General features: G+C 59.5%; 20 protein-coding genes. 13 read left to right on the forward strand and 7 right to left on the reverse strand.

Annotation, left to right across the window (positions count from 1 at the left end; translation table 11 throughout):
* Positions 1-29: 29 nt before the first annotated feature.
* A complete protein-coding gene (gene irrA / locus ABJO75_RS04500) occupies positions 30-449 on the reverse strand; it encodes an iron response transcriptional regulator IrrA (RefSeq protein WP_348131652.1) in 420 nt (139 codons plus the stop codon).
* A 176-nt stretch (positions 450-625) separates the two neighbouring features.
* Between irrA and fabA the strand changes: the two genes are divergently transcribed.
* From fabA to ABJO75_RS04515, 3 genes are read left to right on the forward strand one after another with little or no spacing between them, the layout of a single operon-like run.
* Positions 626-1,138: a bifunctional 3-hydroxydecanoyl-ACP dehydratase/trans-2-decenoyl-ACP isomerase gene (fabA, locus tag ABJO75_RS04505; protein WP_348131655.1), complete on the forward strand. Its 513-nt coding sequence runs from the start codon at positions 626-628 to the stop codon at positions 1,136-1,138.
* Between the two features lie 37 nt (positions 1,139-1,175).
* Positions 1,176-2,405 carry a beta-ketoacyl-ACP synthase I gene (gene fabB, locus ABJO75_RS04510; RefSeq protein WP_348131658.1) on the forward strand — a complete coding sequence of 410 codons (1,230 nt, stop codon included), beginning with the start codon at positions 1,176-1,178 and terminating at the stop codon, positions 2,403-2,405.
* A gap of 10 nt (positions 2,406-2,415) precedes the next feature.
* Positions 2,416-3,207 carry an enoyl-ACP reductase gene (locus ABJO75_RS04515; protein WP_348131661.1) on the forward strand — a complete coding sequence of 264 codons (792 nt, stop codon included), beginning with the start codon at positions 2,416-2,418 and terminating at the stop codon, positions 3,205-3,207.
* 3 nt (positions 3,208-3,210) lie between these two features.
* Here ABJO75_RS04515 and ABJO75_RS04520 read toward each other — a convergent pair whose 3' ends face one another.
* From ABJO75_RS04520 to ABJO75_RS04535, 4 genes are all read right to left on the reverse strand, one after another.
* Positions 3,211-4,488 (reverse strand): tetratricopeptide repeat protein, encoded by a 1,278-nt coding sequence (locus ABJO75_RS04520; RefSeq protein ID WP_348131663.1) that lies wholly within the window; start codon positions 4,486-4,488, stop codon positions 3,211-3,213.
* A gap of 109 nt (positions 4,489-4,597) precedes the next feature.
* Positions 4,598-5,029, reverse strand: coding sequence for a peptidylprolyl isomerase (locus tag ABJO75_RS04525; protein ID WP_348131666.1), 432 nt, complete (start codon positions 5,027-5,029; stop codon positions 4,598-4,600).
* 111 nt (positions 5,030-5,140) lie between these two features.
* Positions 5,141-5,503, reverse strand: coding sequence for a hypothetical protein (locus ABJO75_RS04530; protein WP_348131668.1), 363 nt, complete (start codon positions 5,501-5,503; stop codon positions 5,141-5,143).
* A 7-nt stretch (positions 5,504-5,510) separates the two neighbouring features.
* A complete protein-coding gene (locus ABJO75_RS04535; protein WP_348131671.1) occupies positions 5,511-5,900 on the reverse strand; it encodes a VOC family protein in 390 nt (129 codons plus the stop codon).
* A 123-nt stretch (positions 5,901-6,023) separates the two neighbouring features.
* Between ABJO75_RS04535 and ABJO75_RS04540 the strand changes: the two genes are divergently transcribed.
* The 9 genes from ABJO75_RS04540 (at position 6,024) to ABJO75_RS04580 (ending at position 14,210) form a co-directional block, all read left to right on the forward strand.
* Positions 6,024-6,713 carry a haloacid dehalogenase type II gene (locus ABJO75_RS04540; protein ID WP_348131674.1) on the forward strand — a complete coding sequence of 230 codons (690 nt, stop codon included), beginning with the start codon at positions 6,024-6,026 and terminating at the stop codon, positions 6,711-6,713.
* Entirely contained in the window at positions 6,710-7,540 is an 831-nt protein-coding gene (locus ABJO75_RS04545; protein ID WP_348131676.1) for an alpha/beta hydrolase, read from the forward strand. The genes ABJO75_RS04540 and ABJO75_RS04545 overlap by 4 nt, the downstream gene beginning before the upstream one ends.
* Entirely contained in the window at positions 7,537-8,514 is a 978-nt protein-coding gene (locus ABJO75_RS04550; protein WP_348131679.1) for a threonine/serine dehydratase, read from the forward strand. Before ABJO75_RS04545 ends, ABJO75_RS04550 begins: the two co-directional genes overlap by 4 nt.
* Before the next feature lie 36 nt (positions 8,515-8,550).
* On the forward strand, positions 8,551-9,339 hold the full coding sequence (gene pcaD / locus ABJO75_RS04555; RefSeq protein WP_348131682.1) for a 3-oxoadipate enol-lactonase: 789 nt from the start codon (positions 8,551-8,553) through the stop codon (positions 9,337-9,339).
* Positions 9,332-10,057 (forward strand): alpha/beta fold hydrolase, encoded by a 726-nt coding sequence (locus tag ABJO75_RS04560; RefSeq protein ID WP_348131685.1) that lies wholly within the window; start codon positions 9,332-9,334, stop codon positions 10,055-10,057. The genes pcaD and ABJO75_RS04560 overlap by 8 nt, the downstream gene beginning before the upstream one ends.
* Positions 10,058-10,189: 132 nt before the next feature.
* Positions 10,190-11,395 (forward strand): TCR/Tet family MFS transporter, encoded by a 1,206-nt coding sequence (locus ABJO75_RS04565; protein ID WP_348131688.1) that lies wholly within the window; start codon positions 10,190-10,192, stop codon positions 11,393-11,395.
* Between the two features lie 67 nt (positions 11,396-11,462).
* A complete protein-coding gene (locus tag ABJO75_RS04570; protein WP_348131690.1) occupies positions 11,463-12,548 on the forward strand; it encodes a Zn-dependent alcohol dehydrogenase in 1,086 nt (361 codons plus the stop codon).
* A 34-nt stretch (positions 12,549-12,582) separates the two neighbouring features.
* The gene (locus ABJO75_RS04575; RefSeq protein WP_348131693.1) at positions 12,583-13,815 is read left to right on the forward strand and encodes a mandelate racemase/muconate lactonizing enzyme family protein; all 1,233 of its coding nucleotides are present in this window, start codon (positions 12,583-12,585) and stop codon (positions 13,813-13,815) included.
* A 110-nt stretch (positions 13,816-13,925) separates the two neighbouring features.
* The gene (locus ABJO75_RS04580) at positions 13,926-14,210 is read left to right on the forward strand and encodes a metalloregulator ArsR/SmtB family transcription factor (protein ID WP_348131927.1); all 285 of its coding nucleotides are present in this window, start codon (positions 13,926-13,928) and stop codon (positions 14,208-14,210) included.
* A 9-nt stretch (positions 14,211-14,219) separates the two neighbouring features.
* On the opposite strand, the gene ABJO75_RS04585 is transcribed toward ABJO75_RS04580, so the two are convergent.
* Positions 14,220-17,216: an ABC transporter transmembrane domain-containing protein gene (locus ABJO75_RS04585; protein ID WP_348131930.1), complete on the reverse strand. Its 2,997-nt coding sequence runs from the start codon at positions 17,214-17,216 to the stop codon at positions 14,220-14,222.
* 217 nt (positions 17,217-17,433) lie between these two features.
* Here ABJO75_RS04585 and ABJO75_RS04590 point away from each other — a divergent pair, with 217 nt between their 5' ends.
* Positions 17,434-17,817 (forward strand): DUF3307 domain-containing protein, encoded by a 384-nt coding sequence (locus tag ABJO75_RS04590; protein ID WP_348131933.1) that lies wholly within the window; start codon positions 17,434-17,436, stop codon positions 17,815-17,817.
* 106 nt (positions 17,818-17,923) lie between these two features.
* Here the strand turns inward: ABJO75_RS04590 and ABJO75_RS04595 are convergent, their stop codons facing one another.
* Positions 17,924-18,961 (reverse strand): calcium-binding protein, encoded by a 1,038-nt coding sequence (locus ABJO75_RS04595; protein WP_348131695.1) that lies wholly within the window; start codon positions 18,959-18,961, stop codon positions 17,924-17,926.
* Between the last annotated feature and the right edge of the window lie 7 nt (positions 18,962-18,968).

Here is an 18,968-nt window from a genome sequence, read left to right on the forward strand (position 1 = left end):
CCGCCGCACAAACCTGAATTATGAAGCTGTCAGCGCGTCTTGCGCAGGCGGATCACGACATCCACCGAAGCAATCTCGGCACCTTTGGGCGCATCCGGCACCTGCGCGATCACCAACTGGTCTGAAGGCGCATCACTTAGACGTCCCTCATCTTCCCAATAAAAATGCGGGTGGTCGTGCGTATTGGTGTCAAAGTAGCTCTTGGAGCCATCGACGGTCACTTCCTGAAGCAACCCGACCTCGCAAAACGCCCGGAGCGTGTTGTAAACCGTTGCCAACGACACGGCGGCGCCGGTAGACTGCGCCGCTTCAAACAGGCTTTCTGCCGTCACATGGCGATGCTTGCCATCACCGACAAGCAACTCGGCCAGCGCCAGTCGCTGACGGGTCGGGCGCAATCCCGCCTCGCCCAGCCATCCGGCCGCATTTCCAATCGCAGTTGGGGTCATGATTACGTCCCGCTTCTTCACCTGATCTCTATATAAGGGCCCGGGCACACAAAATTCAATTGAAATTCATTCGCAAGTGCGGCGATGTCACAGGTTTCACACCCAGGCAGTCCCCTTGCAGGAGGTGCAAACGCGATGTTAGACGGGACACAGAATTTGTGAGGAAAGGCAGCAGCATGGCCCAATATCCCAGCAGCTTTGACAAGGACGGATTACTGAAATGCGCGCGTGGCGAGCTTTTTGGCCCCGGCAATGCGCAACTGCCGGAACCTCCAATGATGATGATGGACCGGATTACCGAAGTCAGTGATGATGGCGGCAGTCGTGGCAAGGGTCACGTGGTCGCCGAGTTTGACATCACACCGGAACTCTGGTTCTTCAAATGCCATTTTCCCGGCAACCCGATCATGCCCGGCTGTCTTGGACTGGACGGGCTATGGCAGCTGACAGGCTTCAACCTCGGCTGGCGCGGCATGCTGGGCAGTGGCATGGCCATGGGTGTGGGCGAGGTCAAGCTCAAGGGGATGGTCCGCCCGGATCGCAAGATGCTGACCTATTACGTCGACATGACTCGCATCATCGACCGCAAGCTCAAACTGGGTGTGGCCGATGGACGGGTTGTCGCCGACGGCGAAGAGATTTATTCCGTTAAGGACATGAAGGTGGGTCTGGCAACCGCCGAGACCTGATCGCGCCCCTCAAGGGCCACCACATAGGAGACCGCCGATGCGCCGCGTCGTAGTCACTGGGCTGGGCATTGTCTCGTCCATCGGAAACAATGCAGCCGAAGTTCTTGCCGCACTTCGGGCCGGAACCTCCGGGATCGAGGCGAGCCCGGAAATGGCTGAACATGGCTTTCGCAGTCAGGTCGCCGGTACGCTGAAGATCGACCCCAGAGAGCATGTCGACAAGCGGACCCTGCGGTTCATGGGACCAGGTGCTGCCTATGCCCATATCGCGATGAGCGAGGCAATCGCGGATTCCGGGTTGGCAGAGGACGATATCGTCAACCCACGCACCGGCCTCGTTGCCGGTAGCGGCGGGCCATCAACCAGCGCCATGCTGACCGCGCACCAGACTGTTCTCAAGAACGGCGCGACCAAGCGGATCGGCCCCTTTGCCGTACCCAAATGCATGTCTTCGACGATTTCGGCCAATCTGGCGACCGCGTTCAAGATCAAGGGCATCAACTATTCGATCACCTCGGCCTGTTCAACCTCGCTGCATTGTATCGGCAATGCGGCGGAACAGATCATGATGGGCAAGCAGGACGTGATGTTCGCCGGTGGCGGCGAGGAACTGGACTGGACGCTGTCCTGCCTGTTCGACGCGATGGGCGCGATGTCATCCAAATACAACGATGCTCCGCAGACAGCCTCGCGTGCGTTTGATGCTGACCGGGACGGTTTCGTGATTTCCGGTGGCGGCGGCATTCTTGTGCTGGAAGAGTTGGAACACGCCAAGGCACGCGGCGCAAAAATTTATGCCGAGGTCACCGGCTATGCAGCGACCAGCGACGGGCATGATATGGTCGCGCCCTCTGGTGAAGGCGGCGAGCGCGCCATGCGTCTTGCGCTGTCGACCCTGCCCGAAGGGCGAAAGGTCGGCTATATCAACGCCCACGGCACCAGCACCCCGGTCGGCGATGTCGGCGAAGTCGAAGCCGTACGCCGGGTGTTCGGGCAAGGCTCGACCCCGCCGATCAGCTCGACCAAGTCGATGACGGGCCATGCGCAGGGCGCCGCTGGCGCGCTGGAGGCGATCTTTAGCCTGTTGATGCTGGATAACGACTTTATCGCCCCCTCGATCAATGTCGAAACGCTGGATCCCGCACTGGATCCATCCGAAATCGCGCTGGAAACCGTAACGGACGCGGGACTGGACAGTGTCATGACCAACAGCTTTGGCTTTGGCGGCACCAACGGTTCGATGATCCTGTCGAAATTCAAAGAGTAAGGACCGGATCATGTCAGATGTCTTGAAAGGAAAACGCGGCCTTGTGATGGGGGTTGCCAATGACCGGTCGATCGCATGGGGCATTGCGCGAGCCATGCATAAGGCCGGGGCCGAGTTGGCATTCACCTATCAGGGCGAGGCGTTTGGCAAACGGCTGGAGCCCTTGGCGGCGACGGTTGGTTCTGACTTTATGGTAGATGTTGACGTCACCGACGACGCCTCGCTGGACGCGGCGTTCGAGCAACTGGCAGCGCGCTGGACGACGATCGACTTTGTCGTCCACGCCATCGCGTTTTCCGACAAATCTGAATTGACGGGCCGGTTCCTCAATACCAGCCGTGCGAATTTCAAGAACTCGCTCGATATCAGCGCCTATTCCTTAATCGATATCGCCCGACGGGCGCATCCGATGATGATCGAAAACGGTGGTACACTGATGACCCTGACCTATCAGGGCAGCAATCGGGTTGTACCCAATTACAACGTGATGGGTGTAGCCAAGGCCGCGCTGGAATCCGCGACCCGGTATCTGGCGAATGATCTCGGTCCCGAGGGCATCCGTGTTAACGCGATCTCACCCGGCCCGATGAAAACGCTGGCCGGGGCGGCTATCGGCGGCGCGCGCAAGACCTACAAGCACACCGACCAAAACGCCCCCCTTCGCAGCAATGCAACGCTTGATGCCGTTGGCGGCACGGCAGTCTATCTGGCCTCGGACGCCGGGGCCTGCACCACCGGCGAAATCATCCGCGTTGATGGCGGTTTTCACGTTTTAGGTATGCCGCAGCCTGATTTTCTCTGATCGTCAGACCAAGCCGGCCAAGGGCGGCGCATCCGCGAGAACCGGGCGGCGCAGGGCAAGGCTGCGCCGTGCCTCGTCGGTCTGCCCCAGTTTCATCAGCACATTGGCATAGGTCAGTTCCAACAGATCGCGCTGCGCACGGCTGCCGCCGACACGTTCGGTCGTGGGCAGCACGACGATCAGTTCATTCAACGCCTCCGCCCAGTTTTCCCGCGCAATCGATCCCCAGGCACGCGCCAGCGGCTTTACCAGATCACCGGCAAACCCGGTCGCCGTGTCTGCAATATGTGCCAGCCGATCCCCTTGCCCGGCCATCGCGTGGCTAAGCGCCGCGTGCAGATCGGCAAAGCTCTGACCCGTGTTCGGGAACATCTGCGCGGCATAATCGCTCAGGCTCCGCCAGCGATCAGGTTCGACAGACAGTCCCGCCAGTTCCGCCCGATAGAGGATCGCGGCGGTGTCTGTCAGAATGTTGATCGGTAGACCCTTGGCCGCGCCCGGAGCGATACCGGCATCAACCGCCTGCCACATCGCATCCGCATCCCCCTGATGCAGCGCCCAGAGCGCCACATGCCATTGCAGGTGGCCATGTAATACGGCGCGATCGTCATAATCGGCCAGCCAACCGGTCAGATAGGCGCGGCCTGCTGCGGTCTCTCCTGCCTCGTATTGGGCGTGCGCCTTGAAATGCGCGGCGTTTGCGTTGCGCGGGTTCAGCGCCAGCGACTTCTCCATCAGGGTCCGGGATGCATCGACCTGCCCTGTCTCGCACAGCGACAACGCATGCATCGACATCATCCACCAGTCCTCGCCATAATGCGGCAACAGCGATGACGTGTAGGCCAGCAACTCTGCCTCTCGACCCACCTCGCCCGAAAACCCGATCAGGCCGAATACATTGGCGCATAGCTGCGCGGCAAGCACATCGCGCGGGTAGGTCTGCACATGCGCCAAAACGGCCGTGCGGGCCTTTTGCGCCTGCCCGGACAGCAGCAATCCGATACAATCGATATGCTGCCGTTCCCGCGTCTCAACAGCGTGAGCCGAATCCTGCGCCCGTTGAATCGCGGCCTTGGCCTCGGCCATCTGTGCCGACATCATCGCCGCGCGGGCACAGGCCGCATGGCCGAGTGCGAAATCCGGGTCCTCGGTTACAGCCGCCTGAAACGCCTGCAATGCGCCGTATTCACCACCCAGAAACAGCCTCAGCCCACGATCATAATGATCGCGCGCTGATTGTGACGACGTTGAAATCGGATTTCCGTAGCTGTCTGCAAGCATCTGCTCTGCCTCCCAAATGGCGCGCCGGGCGACCGGCGGTTTTCGGCAAACCTAACCGAAAACACCGGTCTTGGCTTGCCAAACCGTCAGCCCCGCAATCTGCTGCAATTCAGTCGGCAATAGAGACCAGTTCGATATCGAATGTCAGGTCCTGCCCGGCAAGCGGATGGTTAGCGTCCAACTCGACTTCCGCCTCTCCGATCTGAACCACCGTCACCGGCAAAACCTGCCCCTCAGGGGATTGCATCTGCAACTGCAGACCAACTTCGAGCGGGATCTCTTCGGGAATGTTCTCGCGGGCGACAGACTGCCTCATGCCGGGTTGAACCGGGCCATAGGCATCGACACAGGGGACATTCACGGTCTTCTTGTCGCCCTGCGCCATGCCCGGAATGGCCGAATCCAGACCGGGGATAATCTGACCCGATCCAACTTCGAATTCCAATGGCTCGCGCCCTTCAGAGCTGTCAAATGTGCTGCCGTCAAGCAGGGTTCCTGTGTAATGAATACGTACGGTGTCGCCGGTTTTAACCTGGGTCATAGGGATCCAATCTGTTTGAGGGAATGAGTGTCAAAGGCCGCGTATCTGCGCGGGTGCTTTCGGCGGGCGACCCTACAAGAGACGTGGCTGATGTAAAGTGACGGGGCTAAATCATCTCTGCACCGGCCGCTCCGGCGCCCTTGCAGGCCATTTCAGCACCCACCGCACCACGATAAACCCGGCGAGCGGCAGGGCGATTGTGCGACCCAGATCCAGCAGGCTCGCCCCCCATCGCCAGTGCCCCAGTGACGCCATATCATCGCGCAGGTCCGCAAGTTCCATCGCGAACCCCAAAACACCCGCGATGACCACGGCCAATGCGAACGGCCGCGTTCTCGGATGCTTGCGCACATTGAACAGCGCGATCCCCAGCAACCCCGCCCCGATGAGGTAATGGTACGTGTTGCGATCCAACGGAATATTGCTGGCCAGCCAGAGTTTGAAGGCCTGATAGGCGGACGTTTCGATCTCCACGCGCGTCTCAACCTGCGGTTTCGGGAACGATCAATCCCAGCAGCGCCCCGACGTTGTCATGCACGATTGCGATGCGCCCGACATGCGGCACTTCAAATGGTTCGCGAGCGATCTGGCCACCGCCAGTTTCTGTCTGATGCAACGCGGTTTCCAGATCGTCCACGGCCACATATGCGACCCATTGCGAACGCGTTTCGGCGTGGCGTTCCATCCCGGACATATCCAGCATGCCCGCCACCGGCTGCGCCCCGAGATAGGCCACGTGATAGTCGCCGCCATCCGCAGCAGGAGTGGTCTGAAACCGCCACCCGCAGACTCGGCGATACCAGGCCTGCGCATGGTCAATGTCATGCGTCATCAACTCGTTCCACCAAATAGCACCGCGGAATTCGGACATGATCCTCCCCTTTCAAGATTTGAGATGACGACACCCTACCCGAATTCCGGTTCAAAATCATCCGTGGCCACCCTTTCCACCTGTACCCAACTGTGCAACGTTGCGCGCAAAACGGAGCGCGCCATGACCATCACAACCTGCGTCTTTGATGCCTATGGCACATTGTTTGACGTCTCAGCCGCCGCGCGAACCGCTGCGCAAGAGGATCAATTTCCCAAGCTGGCCGAACGTTGGGCAGAGGTCGCCAACCACTGGCGGCTGAAGCAGTTACAATACACATGGCTGCGCGCCGTGGCCGGTGCCCACTCCGATTTCTGGGAGGTTACGCAGAACGGTCTGGACTGGGCGCTGGAAGCCTCGGGGCTGGATGGCGATCCGGCGCTGCGACAGCGCCTGCTCGATCTTTATTGGGAGCTTCAGGCCTATCCCGAAGTGCCCGCGATGCTGCGCGCGCTGAAAGAGGCCGGATTGCAAACCGCGATCCTGTCCAACGGGTCGCCTGCGATGCTGGATGGTGCGGTGCAATCGGCAGGGATCGGAGACGTATTGGATGATGTGCTGTCCGTGGAATCTGTTGGCATTTTCAAGCCCGCCGCATCGGTCTACAAGCTGGTCGAGGACCGGTTCAACTGCAGCAAATCCGAGGTGTTGTTCGTCTCGTCAAATGGCTGGGACGCGGGCTGTGCAACAGGCTACGGATTTCACACCGCTTGGGTGAACCGCGCCGCCGAACCGGTGGACCGGCTGCCCTGGACGCCGGCCCATATTCTGACCGACCTCACGCCCATACCCGATCTGGTGCATGAACAATGACGCATTTCACGACCGCTGACGGGCTGCGCCTGTACTTTGAAGATACCGGAACAGGGCAACCGCTGTTGTGCCTGCCGGGCCTGACACGCAACACCCGCGACTTTGGTTTTCTCAAACCCCATATGGCCTCCTGCCGGATGGTTGCGATGGACTATCGTGGGCGGGGGAAATCGGATTATGCGAGCGATTTCAACACCTACTCTGTCCCGCAAGAGGCGCAGGATGTCACTGCCCTGCTCGACCATCTAGAGCTGGAAAAGGTCACGATTCTGGGCACGTCACGCGGCGGTTTGATTGCAATGGCCCTGGCAGCCATGCACCCGGACAGGTTGGCGGGTGTGATCCTGAACGATGTCGGGCCGGTCATCGCTCCGGGCGGCATTGAGCGGATCATGCAGTATGTTGGCCGCGCCCCCTCCCATCGGTCGCTAAAGGAAGCGGCCGAGGCGATGGCGGCGGCATTGGGCCCGCAGTTTCCTGATCTGACAACCGACATCTGGCTCGCCCTCGCGGCGGCGCAGTACGAGGAGACGCCGACCGGGCTGACCCTGCGCTATGATCTGCACCTGCGGGACGCGCTGCTGGCTCAGGCAGAAGCTGGCCCACCGCCCGACCTCTGGCCCTTGTTCGATGCGTTGCGGCCCCTGCCCGTCGGTGTATTGCGGGGGGCCAATTCCGATATCCTTTCGCCTGAGACGCTCGCTGAAATGCAGGCCCGGCATCCCGGCTTGATTGCGACAACGGTTCCGAACCGGGGCCATGTGCCGCTCTTGAATGAACCGGAAAGCCTAGACCTGATCAATCGCATCCTGAAAGACGCCCAATGAGCAATCTAGAAATGATCGAAGCCGCAGCCGAGCGGCTGCACGGCCACGCACGGCGCACACCGCTGCTATCATCGCCGTTTCTGGACGAGATCGCGGGCCGACGGGTGCTGGTGAAACCGGAATGCCTGCAACACACCGGCAGTTTCAAATTTCGCGGCGGTTGGTCTGCTGTATCAGCACTACCACCGGAAACCCGTGCGCGCGGTGTTATTGCATTCTCTAGTGGCAACCATGCACAGGGCGTGGCCCTCGCCGCAAAAATTCATGGCGTACCTGCCGTAATCATCATGCCCGCAGATGCGCCCCGGGTTAAGATCGACAATACGCGCGCCCTGGGGGCCGAGGTCGTTCTGTATGACCGCGCAAGCGAAGACCGCGACGCCATCGGCGACCGGCTCTCCAACGAGCGTAATCTGACGCTGATTAAGCCATTTGACGAACCGCAGGTGATCGCGGGTCAGGGAACCACCGGCCTTGAGATCGCGGAACAGGCCGCCGAACAAGGCGTAACGCAGGCTGATGTACTGGTGTGTTGCGGCGGCGGCGGGTTGACCTCGGGTATCGCGCTGGCGCTGGAAGCCAGAGCCCCCGACCTGCGGCCCCGCCCGGTTGAGCCCGAAGGGTTTGACGACGTCACACGGTCACTGGCCAGTGGCGGGATCGAGCGCAACAACAGCATGTCAGGATCACTCTGCGATGCCATCCTGACGCCCGAGCCGGGGCAGATCACCTTTCCGATCCTAAAACGGCTTTGCGGACCCGGCCTTGTCGTGACGGATGACAAGGCATTGCACGCCTCGGCACTTGCCTTTTCGCGGCTCAAGATCGTGGTTGAACCCGGCGGTGCCGTGGCCCTGGCCGCCGCCTTGTTTCATGGCGATCAGATCGAAGGCGACGCGGTGATCGCCGTTGCAACCGGCGGCAATGTCGACGCGGGCGTGTTCCGCGATGCGTTGGCAAGATTTGGCAGCTAGGTTAGGTTCACGACAATTTTCGGGAGAAACGGTTTCATGCAGATTGCCGATCTGGGCGATGTTCAGCTTCACTATCGTGTCGACGGTGACCCAGACGGGGCCCCGGTCGTCTTTTCAAATTCACTGGGCACCGATCTGCGGCTGTGGGACCCGATCCTGCCGCTGTTGCCCAAGGGCCTGAAGTTTATTCGCTATGACAAACGAGGTCATGGCCTGTCTTCCGGCCCCGGCGCGCCCTATTCGATGGGAGCACTCGTGCGGGACGCCGAACAGCTGCTTGATCTGCTCGAAATACGGGACTGTGCCTTTGTCGGCCTTTCGATCGGCGGCATGATTGCGCAGGGTCTTGCGGTAAAGCGTCTTGATCTCGTGCGCGCCATGGTGCTGTCCAACACCGCCGCCAAGATCGGAACGGCGGATATGTGGAACGACCGGATCAATGCGGTCAAGGCGGGTGGCATTGAGTCTCTCGCTGATGCGGTCATGGAGCGATGGTTCAGCAAGGCATTTCGCGCCACACCAGAGCTTGCCCTTTGGCGCAACATGCTGGTCCGCCAACCACGCGATGGCTATGCCGGATGTTCCGCCGCTATTGCAGGCACCGATTTCTTTACGCCGACCAGCGGTTTACGCCTGCCGACGCTTGGGATCGCCGGGGATCAGGACGGCGCAACACCTCCCGATTTGGTGCGCGAAACGGTCAATCTGATCCCCGGTTCGCAATTCCATCTGATGAAAGGCGCGGGGCATTTGCCCTGTGTCGAGAACCCTGTGGAATACGCAGGGGTGCTGACACAATTCCTTGCAGATATTGGCCATGTCTGATCGCGAGGTCAATTTTCTGCTCGTCCACGGGTCTTGTCATGGCGCGTGGTGCTGGCGGGACCTGATCCCGGAACTGGCCGCGCTTGGCCATTCTGCCAAAGCGATCGACCTCCCCGGCCATGGGCAGGACACCACGCCGGTCAATGAGCAAACGCTTGACGCGTGCCGCGATGCGGTTCTTGCCGCCAGTCATCCGGACACCATCGTTGTCGGGCATTCTTGGGGTGGCTATCCGATCAGCGCCGCTGCCGAGGCTAACCCGGACGCGATGCGCGGGCTGGTCTTTCTCTGCGCCATTGTTCCAGTCTCGGGGCTGTCGATGGCCGATGTACGCAAGCGCGCGCCGCGACAACTGACCCAATCCGCTGTGGTGCATGCGCCAGACGGCCTGACCCTCACCATAGACCCAGAACAGGCCCCTGCCCTGTTCTACAATGACTGCACAGATGAAACCGTGGCTTTTGCGCTAAAGCATCTTGGCCCACAGACGATCCTGCCCCAGACGACTCCGCTGGCGATCACCAGCAACTTTGAACGCGTTCCAAAAGCCTATATCCGCTGCACCAACGATCAGACGATCCCTCCGGAGTATCAGGTCGAAATGACCCGCGACTGGCCACGTGACCGGGTGCATGCGTTGCCAACCTCGCATTCTCCGTTCTTCGCTGACCCTGCCGCGCTGGCCGCTTTGCTGGATCAAATTTCAAGAGACCTCTGAGCGTTCGGAGCCGCGAACGTCACATTGCCTTGTGCCATCGCATCTGACGTGACGGCAGTGTCGCCATCCAAACGTGACTTTTCAACACGCAGGTCTTAGGGCAGTCTGATCCGCCGCTCAGGAACCCAGCCGTTGCGACTGCCCGTCTTGTTCATTGTCATCACTGTCATGCTCGATGCCATTGGTATTGGGTTGATCATGCCGGTGATGCCCGCCCTCATCCTTGAGGTGCAGGGTGGCTCCCTCGCGTCTGCCGCGCTGTGGGGCGGGGTGCTGTCGACGGTATTTGCCGTGATGCAGTTCCTTTTCAGCCCATTGTTGGGCAGCCTCTCTGATCGCTATGGCCGCAGGCCGGTACTGCTGTTGTCACTGGTCGTCATGGTGCTCGACTACATCCTGATGGCCGTGGCCAGCACGATGTGGTTGTTGGTTGTCGGGCGCATTATCGGAGGGATCACCGCCGCGACCCACGGCACCGCAAGCGCCTATATGGCCGACATTTCCAAACCCGGTGAAAAGGCCGCAAACTTTGGCCTGATTGGAGCTGGCTTTGGTGTCGGCTTTGTGCTCGGCCCGCTTGTCGGCGGGCTGCTGGGCGAATACGGCACCCGTGCCCCGTTCTATGCCGCCGCCCTGCTCGCGGCCTTGAACGCAGGGTTCGGCTGGCTGATCCTGCGCGAGACCCTGACCGAGGCAAACCGCCGTCCGTTTCACTGGACCCGCGCCAATCCGCTTGGTGCCTTTGTCAGCGTCGCACGGCTACCCGGTATCGGGCGCTTGCTGGCGGTCTATTTCATCTATTCCGTCGCTTTTTATGTCTATCCTGCCGTGTGGTCGTTTTTTACCCAGGCCCGGTTTGGTTGGACACCGCAGACAATCGGGGTTTCGCTGGCGCTGTTCGGGATTACGATGGCCATCGTTCAGGGTTGGCTGATCCGCTACATCCTGCGCTGGCTCGGGGAATGGCGCACCGTTGTCTACGGGCTGGTGTTTGACACATTTGCCCTTGGGTTGATCGCGGCGGTCACGCACGGCACCGTCGCACTCCTGTTGACCCCGATTGCCGCACTCGGCGCAGTAATTACCCCCGCATTGCAGGGCATCATGTCCCAGGCTGTGCCGGATGATGCACAGGGCGAATTGCAGGGTGTGCTGACCAGTGCCGCCGCATTGTCGATGATAGTATCGCCCTTGATGATGACCTCGGTCTTTGCGGCCTTTACCCGTGAAGAGGCCCCCATTCACTTTGCCGGAGCACCGTTTCTCGTGTCACTCGTCCTCATGGTGCTGGCTCTCGTAATCTTTCTGCGCAGCCGGACCACTTCGGGTCCGTCATAGGGAATTCCCGCTTGCAGAGACCAAAGGCCCGGTCCACGGTGATTTTCAAGAAACGGGGAGAATATTCATGCAGACAATCAAGGCTGCAGTGTGCCGTGAATTTGGCGCGCCATTGGTGATCGAAGATATCCGGCTCGCCGATCCGGGTTTCGGCGAGGTCGAAGTGACGCTTGATGCGGTCGCGATCTGCCATTCCGACATTTCTTATGCTGAGGGCGCGTGGGGCGGACATCTGCCCGCGGTCTACGGGCACGAGGCGGCCGGCGTCATAACCGCCCTCGGCGATGGTGTGTCAGAGTTCCAGACCGGCGATACCGTGGTTGTGACGCTGATCCGCGCCTGCGGCACCTGCCCAAACTGCGCGGGTGGCAAGCCGACAATCTGCGAGAACCCGACAGACGGGGTGCAAGGGCCGATCACCACAGCAGACAGCGAACCCTTGCTGCAGGCGATGGCCTGTGGCGCCTTTGCCGAAAAGGTTGTGATTCACCGCAGCCAGATCGTGAAGATCCCTTCCGACATGTCGCGCGAGGCGGCTTGCCTGCTGTCATGTGGCGTCATCACCGGCGTAGGTGCCGCTGTGAATGCAGCGAACCTGCGCGCCGGGCAGGACGTCGTCGTGATCGGCGCAGGCGGCGTTGGGCTCAACGCGATTCAAGGCGCACGGATTGCCGGGGCGCGGCGCATCGTGGCCGTGGATATGACCGAAGAAAAGCTCGACATCGCCAAGGAGTTTGGCGCCACACATGGTGTGTTGGCGAGTGATCCGAAACCCTGGCGCAAATCCTACAAGGCGTTGGGCGGGCGCGGTGCGGATGCGGTCATGGTGACGGTTGGTGCTGCCGGTGCCTATAACGACGCGCCGAAATATCTGGGCTGGGGCGGCAAGGCGATCATGATCGGCATGCCTCATGCAGATTCGCATTCCGAATACAGCCCGATGGGCATGTCGTATCAGGGTCAGGGCCTGATCGGTTCCAAGATGGGGGATACGGTCATCCAGCGCGATATTCCCTGGATGGTGGATCTTTATCAACAAGGCCGGTTGAAGCTGGACGAGCTGATTTCAGGCCGTTGGTCGCTTGATCAGATCAACGAGGCAATTGCCGATACCAAGACCGGCAGTGCCAAGCGCAACGTCATCCTGTTCTGATCCAGCCACTGATCCCGATAGTACGGAGCAGCACATGAAACTGCGTGATCTTGATATCATCGTGACCGCGCCACCCGCGCCGGGTTGGGGCGGGCGATACTGGATTCTGATCAAACTGACCACCGATACCGGCATCACAGGCTGGGGCGAATGTTACGCCTCGTCCGTCGGACCAACGGCGATGCGCGCGGTGATCAACGACGTTTTTGACCGGCACATGCGCGACGAAAACCCCGAGAACATCGAATTGATGTTCCGTCGCGCCTATTCGTCTGGCTTTACGCAACGTCCGGACCTGACGGTGATGGGTGCGTTTTCCGGTCTTGAGATCGCCTGCTGGGATATTCTGGGCAAGGACCGTGGCCGCCCGGTTCACGCCCTGATCGGCGGGCGGATGAATGACCGCATCCGCGCCTATACTTATCTCTACCCGCTGCCGCAGCATAATCTGAACGACTTCTGGACCTCACCGGATCAGGCCGCCGAAACCGCCGCTGAAATGGTAAGGCAGGGCTATACCGCGGTGAAATTCGACCCCGCTGGCCCCTATACGATGCGCGGTGGGCACATGCCCGCGATGAACGACATTTCGCAGTCGGTCGCCTTTTGCCGTGCCATCCGCGAGGCAGTCGGCGACAAGGCCGATCTGCTCTTTGGTACCCACGGGCAATTCACCACGGCGGGCGCAATCCGGCTGGGTCAGGCGCTGGAACCATACGCGCCGCTCTGGTTCGAGGAACCGGTGCCGCCTGACAACGTCTCTGAAATGGCCCGCGTGGCGTCCAGCGTTCGCATCCCGGTCGCCACCGGCGAGCGGCTGACCACCAAGGCAGAGTTCGGTGCGGTGCTGCAATCCGGTGCGGCGTCGATCCTGCAACCCGCGCTTGGCCGTGCAGGCGGGATATGGGAGATGAAAAAGGTCGCGGCGATGGCCGAGGCCTACAATGCCCAAATAGCACCGCATCTCTATGCGGGTCCCGTCGAGTGGGCCGCAAACATCCAACTGGCGGCATCGATCCCCAATATCCTGATGGCCGAAACCATAGAGACCCCATTTCATGCTGCCCTGATCAAGGATGCAATCACGGTGCAGGACGGCTTTGTGACACCACCGACGGCACCCGGGCTGGGCATCGACGTTGACGAGGACTTGGCGCGCGCGCATCCCTACCGGGGCGACGACTTGCATTTGCAGATGCAGGAAGACCCCTGCGATTACGTCAACGGCAACGCATTCCAGGGCGGCGCACCTGCCACAGAGGGGTGACATCGGGCCGCAGTTTGAGGCAGTATGCTGCGCATAACCTGTATTTTTCGGATATGTTTAACGTGACACTTCAAACTGCAAACTCATTTCCCAAGGGCTTCCCCCAGGACATGGCAGCCCGCGCCCGTGATGCGGCGACTTATCTCAAGACACTCGCGCATGAAGGACGGCTGATGATCTTGTGCCATCTCGGCGAAGGCGAACGGTCGGTCGGTGAATTGGAAGCTCTGCTGAACATCCGGCAGGCTGCGGTCAGCCAGATGCTCGCACGGTTGCGTGACGAAGGGCTGGTTGTGACGCGACGGGAAGGCAAGACGATCTATTACTCGCTGTCTGACGACAACACAGAGCAGGTGATCGGGCTGCTCTATTCGCTGTTCTGCTCTGACGATTGATCCGTAGGATCAACTGTTTACATAGCCTGCAACGACCTGCAGCAGTTTGAATGCCGTGGCCGCATCGTTTTCGACGACGGCAAGGAACTCTTCGGCACCGACCCGCAGACATTTGAGGTCTGATGTCGCCACCATGCTCAGCGCGCGTGGCTCGTCGCGGATCAACCCAAGCTCTCCAACCAGCGCGCCCGGTCCAACGGTTGCGATCAGCTCGTCTTTATCATCCGAGCGGGGCTGAAAGAGGTCTGCAGTCCCGTTGATCAACACATAGGCACCATCCTTGGGCGCGTCACCTTTGTTGAACACGACCTCTCCCTTCGTCGCGGTGTACCAACGCGCGCCAAATGCCAAAAGCCTGAGTTGTTTGCGATTGAGACCTGCGAACATATCCGTTTCTTCCAGCGCCCGCAGCTTGCGGGCGAGATCGGCCCCCCCGGCGCTTTCGACCTCGCTGTCGAGCTCCATGTCATCGCTCACCATCCGGCCTTGTTTCAGCTCGAAATGATGATCGAACACATCTTCGCGTTCGAAACTGTCGTTCAGATAGATCAGCGTGGACTCGGGCAACAAATCACGAAGCTTTTTGTGCACGCCGACCTGGGTCGCAATATCATAGCTGGCAAGTGCCTTGTTCAGGATCAGGATATCCGGACGCTTGATCGCTGCCCGGCTGAAGGCGAGCGGCTCCGCAAGCAGGGCAGGCAGGTTCACGCCACCCAGGCCGATATCCAGATCGTAGATCAGTTCGACCACCAATTGCTCGGCCCCGTTTTCGGCCAGAACCTTGGTGATGAGATCGTGAACTTCGTCCGCCTTGCCGCCGGCCGTTTCCGAGATTTTGCCGAACAGCGCGTTCTCGATCACCGTACGACCCGGCACGAACTGTTCGCTGTCCAAAGGCGCGAATAGATCACCAAGCACCTTTAGCATGTTCTGCGACTGGCTTTGACGCAGCTCAAGGATGCGGGCCTTGATCTCGTCCGGAAATGCCGGCCCCAGCTGCTCCGCTGTGATCTGAAACGGCACTGTCAAAAGGATGGAAAGCTCCGCCGGGGTCAGTTTGTCAGCCCCCCCTTTTCGCGTACGTTCGACCAGTTCTACTGCCGTTTCATAAGTCTTGACGTTCAGCCCCAGTTTCCGAAACAGCGGGTGATCCGTGCCATCAAGCCCGAACGTCCGCCGTAGCAGGTCAAGGACATCCCGGCTGAGCGTCAGCAGATCCTGATCGAGCCGCAGAGCCTTAAGCTGCGCCAGAAAATCGGTCTCTTTTGCCAGTAATTCCTGTGTGATCTGTACCCGCGGCGTGGCGTACAACAGGTTTTCGCCCACAGGCAATCCGGGGTTATAGCGCTTGGGATCAAACAGGAACACGTATTTGTCCAGATCGGCATCGTGGACTGCTGCCTGCACGGTTGGACGCAGTTCGATCAAGCGTTTCGCCAGCTCGGGGTGATCTTTCGCATCAAAACGTTGTTCGACACCGCGCCGGAACAGGTCTGATTCAGATCCTGTTCCTTCGATCAGTTTCAGCCACCAATCGCGCAGCCCCTGCAGGTCTTCAAGCTCTGCAATCGAGGGGGTCATCCAGTCCACACCAAACGGATCAGAACTGTTGCCAGCCCGGATCGCTTCGCGCAACCGTGCCTCGTCTGTGTCTTGCCCATGCGGTTCGGCCATGACCGGCATCATCACATTTTCCCCGAACGTGCCTCGAAACAGAACCGGCTGCGAGTTCGCATACCCAATCCGCGTTGCAATCACCGCCTGATGCAACGTCGAAAGATCTTTATCGCCAATGGTGATTTTTCCGGAGGATGGAACAAATTCGCGGATCATCAACTCGGCCATGACCCTGCGATCTTCGGCGCTTGATGCGGTGATTCCCACCACAGACCCGGCCGGAAACGTGGCGGAAATGTCTTCGAGAACGGTGTTGCCGTCGACATCATGCACTGTGACGCGATCAAACACGAAGTCGCCGCGCAGGTGGGGGATTTTCTCGGGCGGGTCGACAAACAATGTCTCGCTCACCATGCCGTCCGGAGCGAAACGCTCGAGGATGACATCCCATCGGACTGCCATGTCCTGAGTCTGGTTATAGTAGGCCAGCAACTCTTTCCACGGGCTCGACAAATCCTTGTATGCTGCAAGCGCGGCAACCAATGCGCCCAAAGACACCGACCCTTGCAGCACGAGATAGCCACCCACCGAAAAGAAAAAGAACGGCGTGAGCTGGGTGATGAAGTTGTTGAGAAACTTCATGAAGAATTTCTTCTGGTAGATCAAAAACCGGATGTCGAACAGACGGCCCAATTGCCCGGTGATCTCGGCCATCCGATAACGCCAGCCGCCATTGCTGCGCAGGGTCGAAGCCCCGGCGGCGCTTTCGCCAATCATGCTTGCAAGAGCCCGAACCTCCTTGATCCGATCCTTGTTCAACATATTGATTTCACGCTGAAGTTTCGGAATAAGCCACGCCTGCAGCGGGATCAGCGCCACCGCCGCAAGCCCGAACCAAAAGCTTTGCAGGAACAGAAACCCAAGGATTGTCAGCATCTGTCCGGCTTGCAGAACCGGCTGGCTGATCGCATCGCCCATAAGACCGCCCATCGGCTCGGACTCGGCCGTTACCATGGAAACCAGTTCGCCCTGACTGACGCGTTCAAAATAGGGTTGAGGGAACCGCATGATGCGCGAGATCATCTGAAACCGGAACCGGCGCAGCATCCGTTCAGACAGTATACCCTTCATCGTGTTTATGCGCATCTTCAGCAGGCCGTGGCAAAGGACCGCCAGCAAAAATGCCCCGCACAGCAGCCACAGGAACATTACCTGTGAAATCTGCATTCCAAATACATCGACCACCGAACTCTGTGCACCGATGGCGTCATTGATGATCCGCTTGGGCAATTCCAGCGTCAGGTAAAGCAGCGGAAACAACAGGCTTGTCACCACCAACAGAACAAGCTGATCGCGTTTCGAATACTTCCAGATGAAACCAAAAATTGTAGGTTCTATTTGAGCAATCCAAATGTGTTTCCGTACACGCGACCAATATCAACTGCCCGCGACAACCCGATGTAGTGTTCAAAGCCTAGCAACCACACCCCTTGCGGCGCAAATTATTTAGCCATCGGTTTTTGGCCGCAGCATGATTGCAGCGCCACCGCGAAAGTCCTAAGCTGAAGTTGGAGAGCACGGACAGGAGGCTGATTTGTCCGACGTGACCAGTACGATTTTATTGCTTTTCTGCTTGCTGCAGATAAAGCATATGTTTGCCGACTACTTCCTGCAGACCCCGCGTATGCTGGCGGATCGTGCAGTCTATGTGCATGTTGGTCGCGCGCAGCACGCGGCCGTTCACGCTGTCGGCTCGGCTATCGCATTTTTCCTGATCGGCGCGCCGATTGTGTTTATTGTCGCGATCTGTGCTGCCGAATGGGTTGTTCATTTTCATATCGACTGGGGCAAGGCCCGTCATGGCGAGGCCAGCGGATGTGGCCCGAGTGACGCAGGTTTTTGGCGCGCCGCAGGAATCGACCAAGCTTTACACCAGTTGACATATATCGGGATGGTCTGGGCCTGGATCCATTTTGTTGCAGGCTAAGCAGGGATCACAGCACAAGTAGCAGCCCTACCCCTAGATGGTCGCGCCAAACAGGGGCGACCGCGCGGGCGACAATGCAATCCGCGCGGCACTCACTTGTTTCGCTTTAGAGAATGAAGTCATCAACCGTCAGATTGTGGACGCCGTATAATTCTATACGGAAATCGCGATCTCCGTCCCCGTCCGTATCACCGCCAACGAACGTCGATTGGCCATTGGTCCACACTCTAAGCTCGCCCGATTGCGCGGAAAACGCGGCGTTTCCGATAAAGGTGAACGTCTGATTGCCCCCGGCATCCGTGCGCGCGTCAATGCCTTCCAGTTCAATCTGGTCGCCCTGCCCGGACTTGAAATCGGTAATCCTGTCATTCTTCACATGTGACAGCTTTGAGAACACAAATGTGTCCGCTCCGTTGCCACCCGTTTGCGTGTCTTTTCCGGCACCGCCGACTATCCGGTCCGCGCCCCTGCCACCGTCCAGTGTATCGCCGCCTCCTCCGCCATACAGCCAGTCTGCGCCGTCTTCGCCGAAAATGGTGTCTGCACCACCCTTACCGTTCAGCACGTCCTTGCCTCCGCCACCCTGAATTGTGTCGACGAATTCAGTACCCTTGTAGCGATCTTTTGCGTTTGATCCGGTGACATCATGCCCCTCGGCCCAAATGTGATCATAGATCGGCGTGGGGTCGGCGGCGGTGCCATTCAGGCCACCGCCCATCATGCCAGCCACGATGTCATGCACCTCTCCTGCCACTCCGACGGGGTTGCCGATGTTCAGCCCGGATATGGTGATCATGTCCCCCATGTCCGTGACCAGCCCGTTTTCCAGCGCGAGGTCTTGTGTCGCCGGGTTCCAGGCCTCGCCCAATGTACCGATGCGGATGGTTTCGATAGTGCCGCTGACGGTATGGTTGGAGAAGGTGTACAAGAAATCATCCCCTTCAAGCAGGACAACCCGCGTGCCCGCTTCACTGCCGGATGACGGTGTATCAAGGTGCAGAATCTGGGTTGTTTCGCCGGTTTCCGGCAGGAAAATTGGGGTCTGAAACGGTTCGAACCCTGCAAAATGGTCGACAAGATCGGCGTTGAAGTCGACGCCGGCGCCCGTGATTGCATTGGCGGTCAGCTGGATGGAAAGTGCCATGGAATAT

This window comes from Sedimentitalea sp., from assembly GCF_039973035.1.
In the GTDB taxonomy this organism is placed as follows: domain Bacteria; phylum Pseudomonadota; class Alphaproteobacteria; order Rhodobacterales; family Rhodobacteraceae; genus Sedimentitalea.

Coding starts and splice junctions, on each gene's coding strand:
- ABJO75_RS04520 (WP_348131663.1), bottom strand. CDS start 4,488: ATGCTTGCAGACAGCTACGGAAATCCGATTTCAACGTCGTCACAATCA.
- ABJO75_RS04550 (WP_348131679.1), top strand. CDS start 7,537: ATGAGCAATCTAGAAATGATCGAAGCCGCAGCCGAGCGGCTGCACGGC.
- ABJO75_RS04575 (WP_348131693.1), top strand. CDS start 12,583: ATGAAACTGCGTGATCTTGATATCATCGTGACCGCGCCACCCGCGCCG.
- ABJO75_RS04545 (WP_348131676.1), top strand. CDS start 6,710: ATGACGCATTTCACGACCGCTGACGGGCTGCGCCTGTACTTTGAAGAT.
- ABJO75_RS04595 (WP_348131695.1), bottom strand. CDS start 18,961: ATGGCACTTTCCATCCAGCTGACCGCCAATGCAATCACGGGCGCCGGC.
- ABJO75_RS04515 (WP_348131661.1), top strand. CDS start 2,416: ATGTCAGATGTCTTGAAAGGAAAACGCGGCCTTGTGATGGGGGTTGCC.
- pcaD (WP_348131682.1), top strand. CDS start 8,551: ATGCAGATTGCCGATCTGGGCGATGTTCAGCTTCACTATCGTGTCGAC.
- ABJO75_RS04560 (WP_348131685.1), top strand. CDS start 9,332: ATGTCTGATCGCGAGGTCAATTTTCTGCTCGTCCACGGGTCTTGTCAT.
- fabA (WP_348131655.1), top strand. CDS start 626: ATGGCCCAATATCCCAGCAGCTTTGACAAGGACGGATTACTGAAATGC.
- ABJO75_RS04540 (WP_348131674.1), top strand. CDS start 6,024: ATGACCATCACAACCTGCGTCTTTGATGCCTATGGCACATTGTTTGAC.
- ABJO75_RS04535 (WP_348131671.1), bottom strand. CDS start 5,900: ATGTCCGAATTCCGCGGTGCTATTTGGTGGAACGAGTTGATGACGCAT.
- ABJO75_RS04580 (WP_348131927.1), top strand. CDS start 13,926: ATGGCAGCCCGCGCCCGTGATGCGGCGACTTATCTCAAGACACTCGCG.
- irrA (WP_348131652.1), bottom strand. CDS start 449: ATGACCCCAACTGCGATTGGAAATGCGGCCGGATGGCTGGGCGAGGCG.
- ABJO75_RS04525 (WP_348131666.1), bottom strand. CDS start 5,029: ATGACCCAGGTTAAAACCGGCGACACCGTACGTATTCATTACACAGGA.
- fabB (WP_348131658.1), top strand. CDS start 1,176: ATGCGCCGCGTCGTAGTCACTGGGCTGGGCATTGTCTCGTCCATCGGA.
- ABJO75_RS04570 (WP_348131690.1), top strand. CDS start 11,463: ATGCAGACAATCAAGGCTGCAGTGTGCCGTGAATTTGGCGCGCCATTG.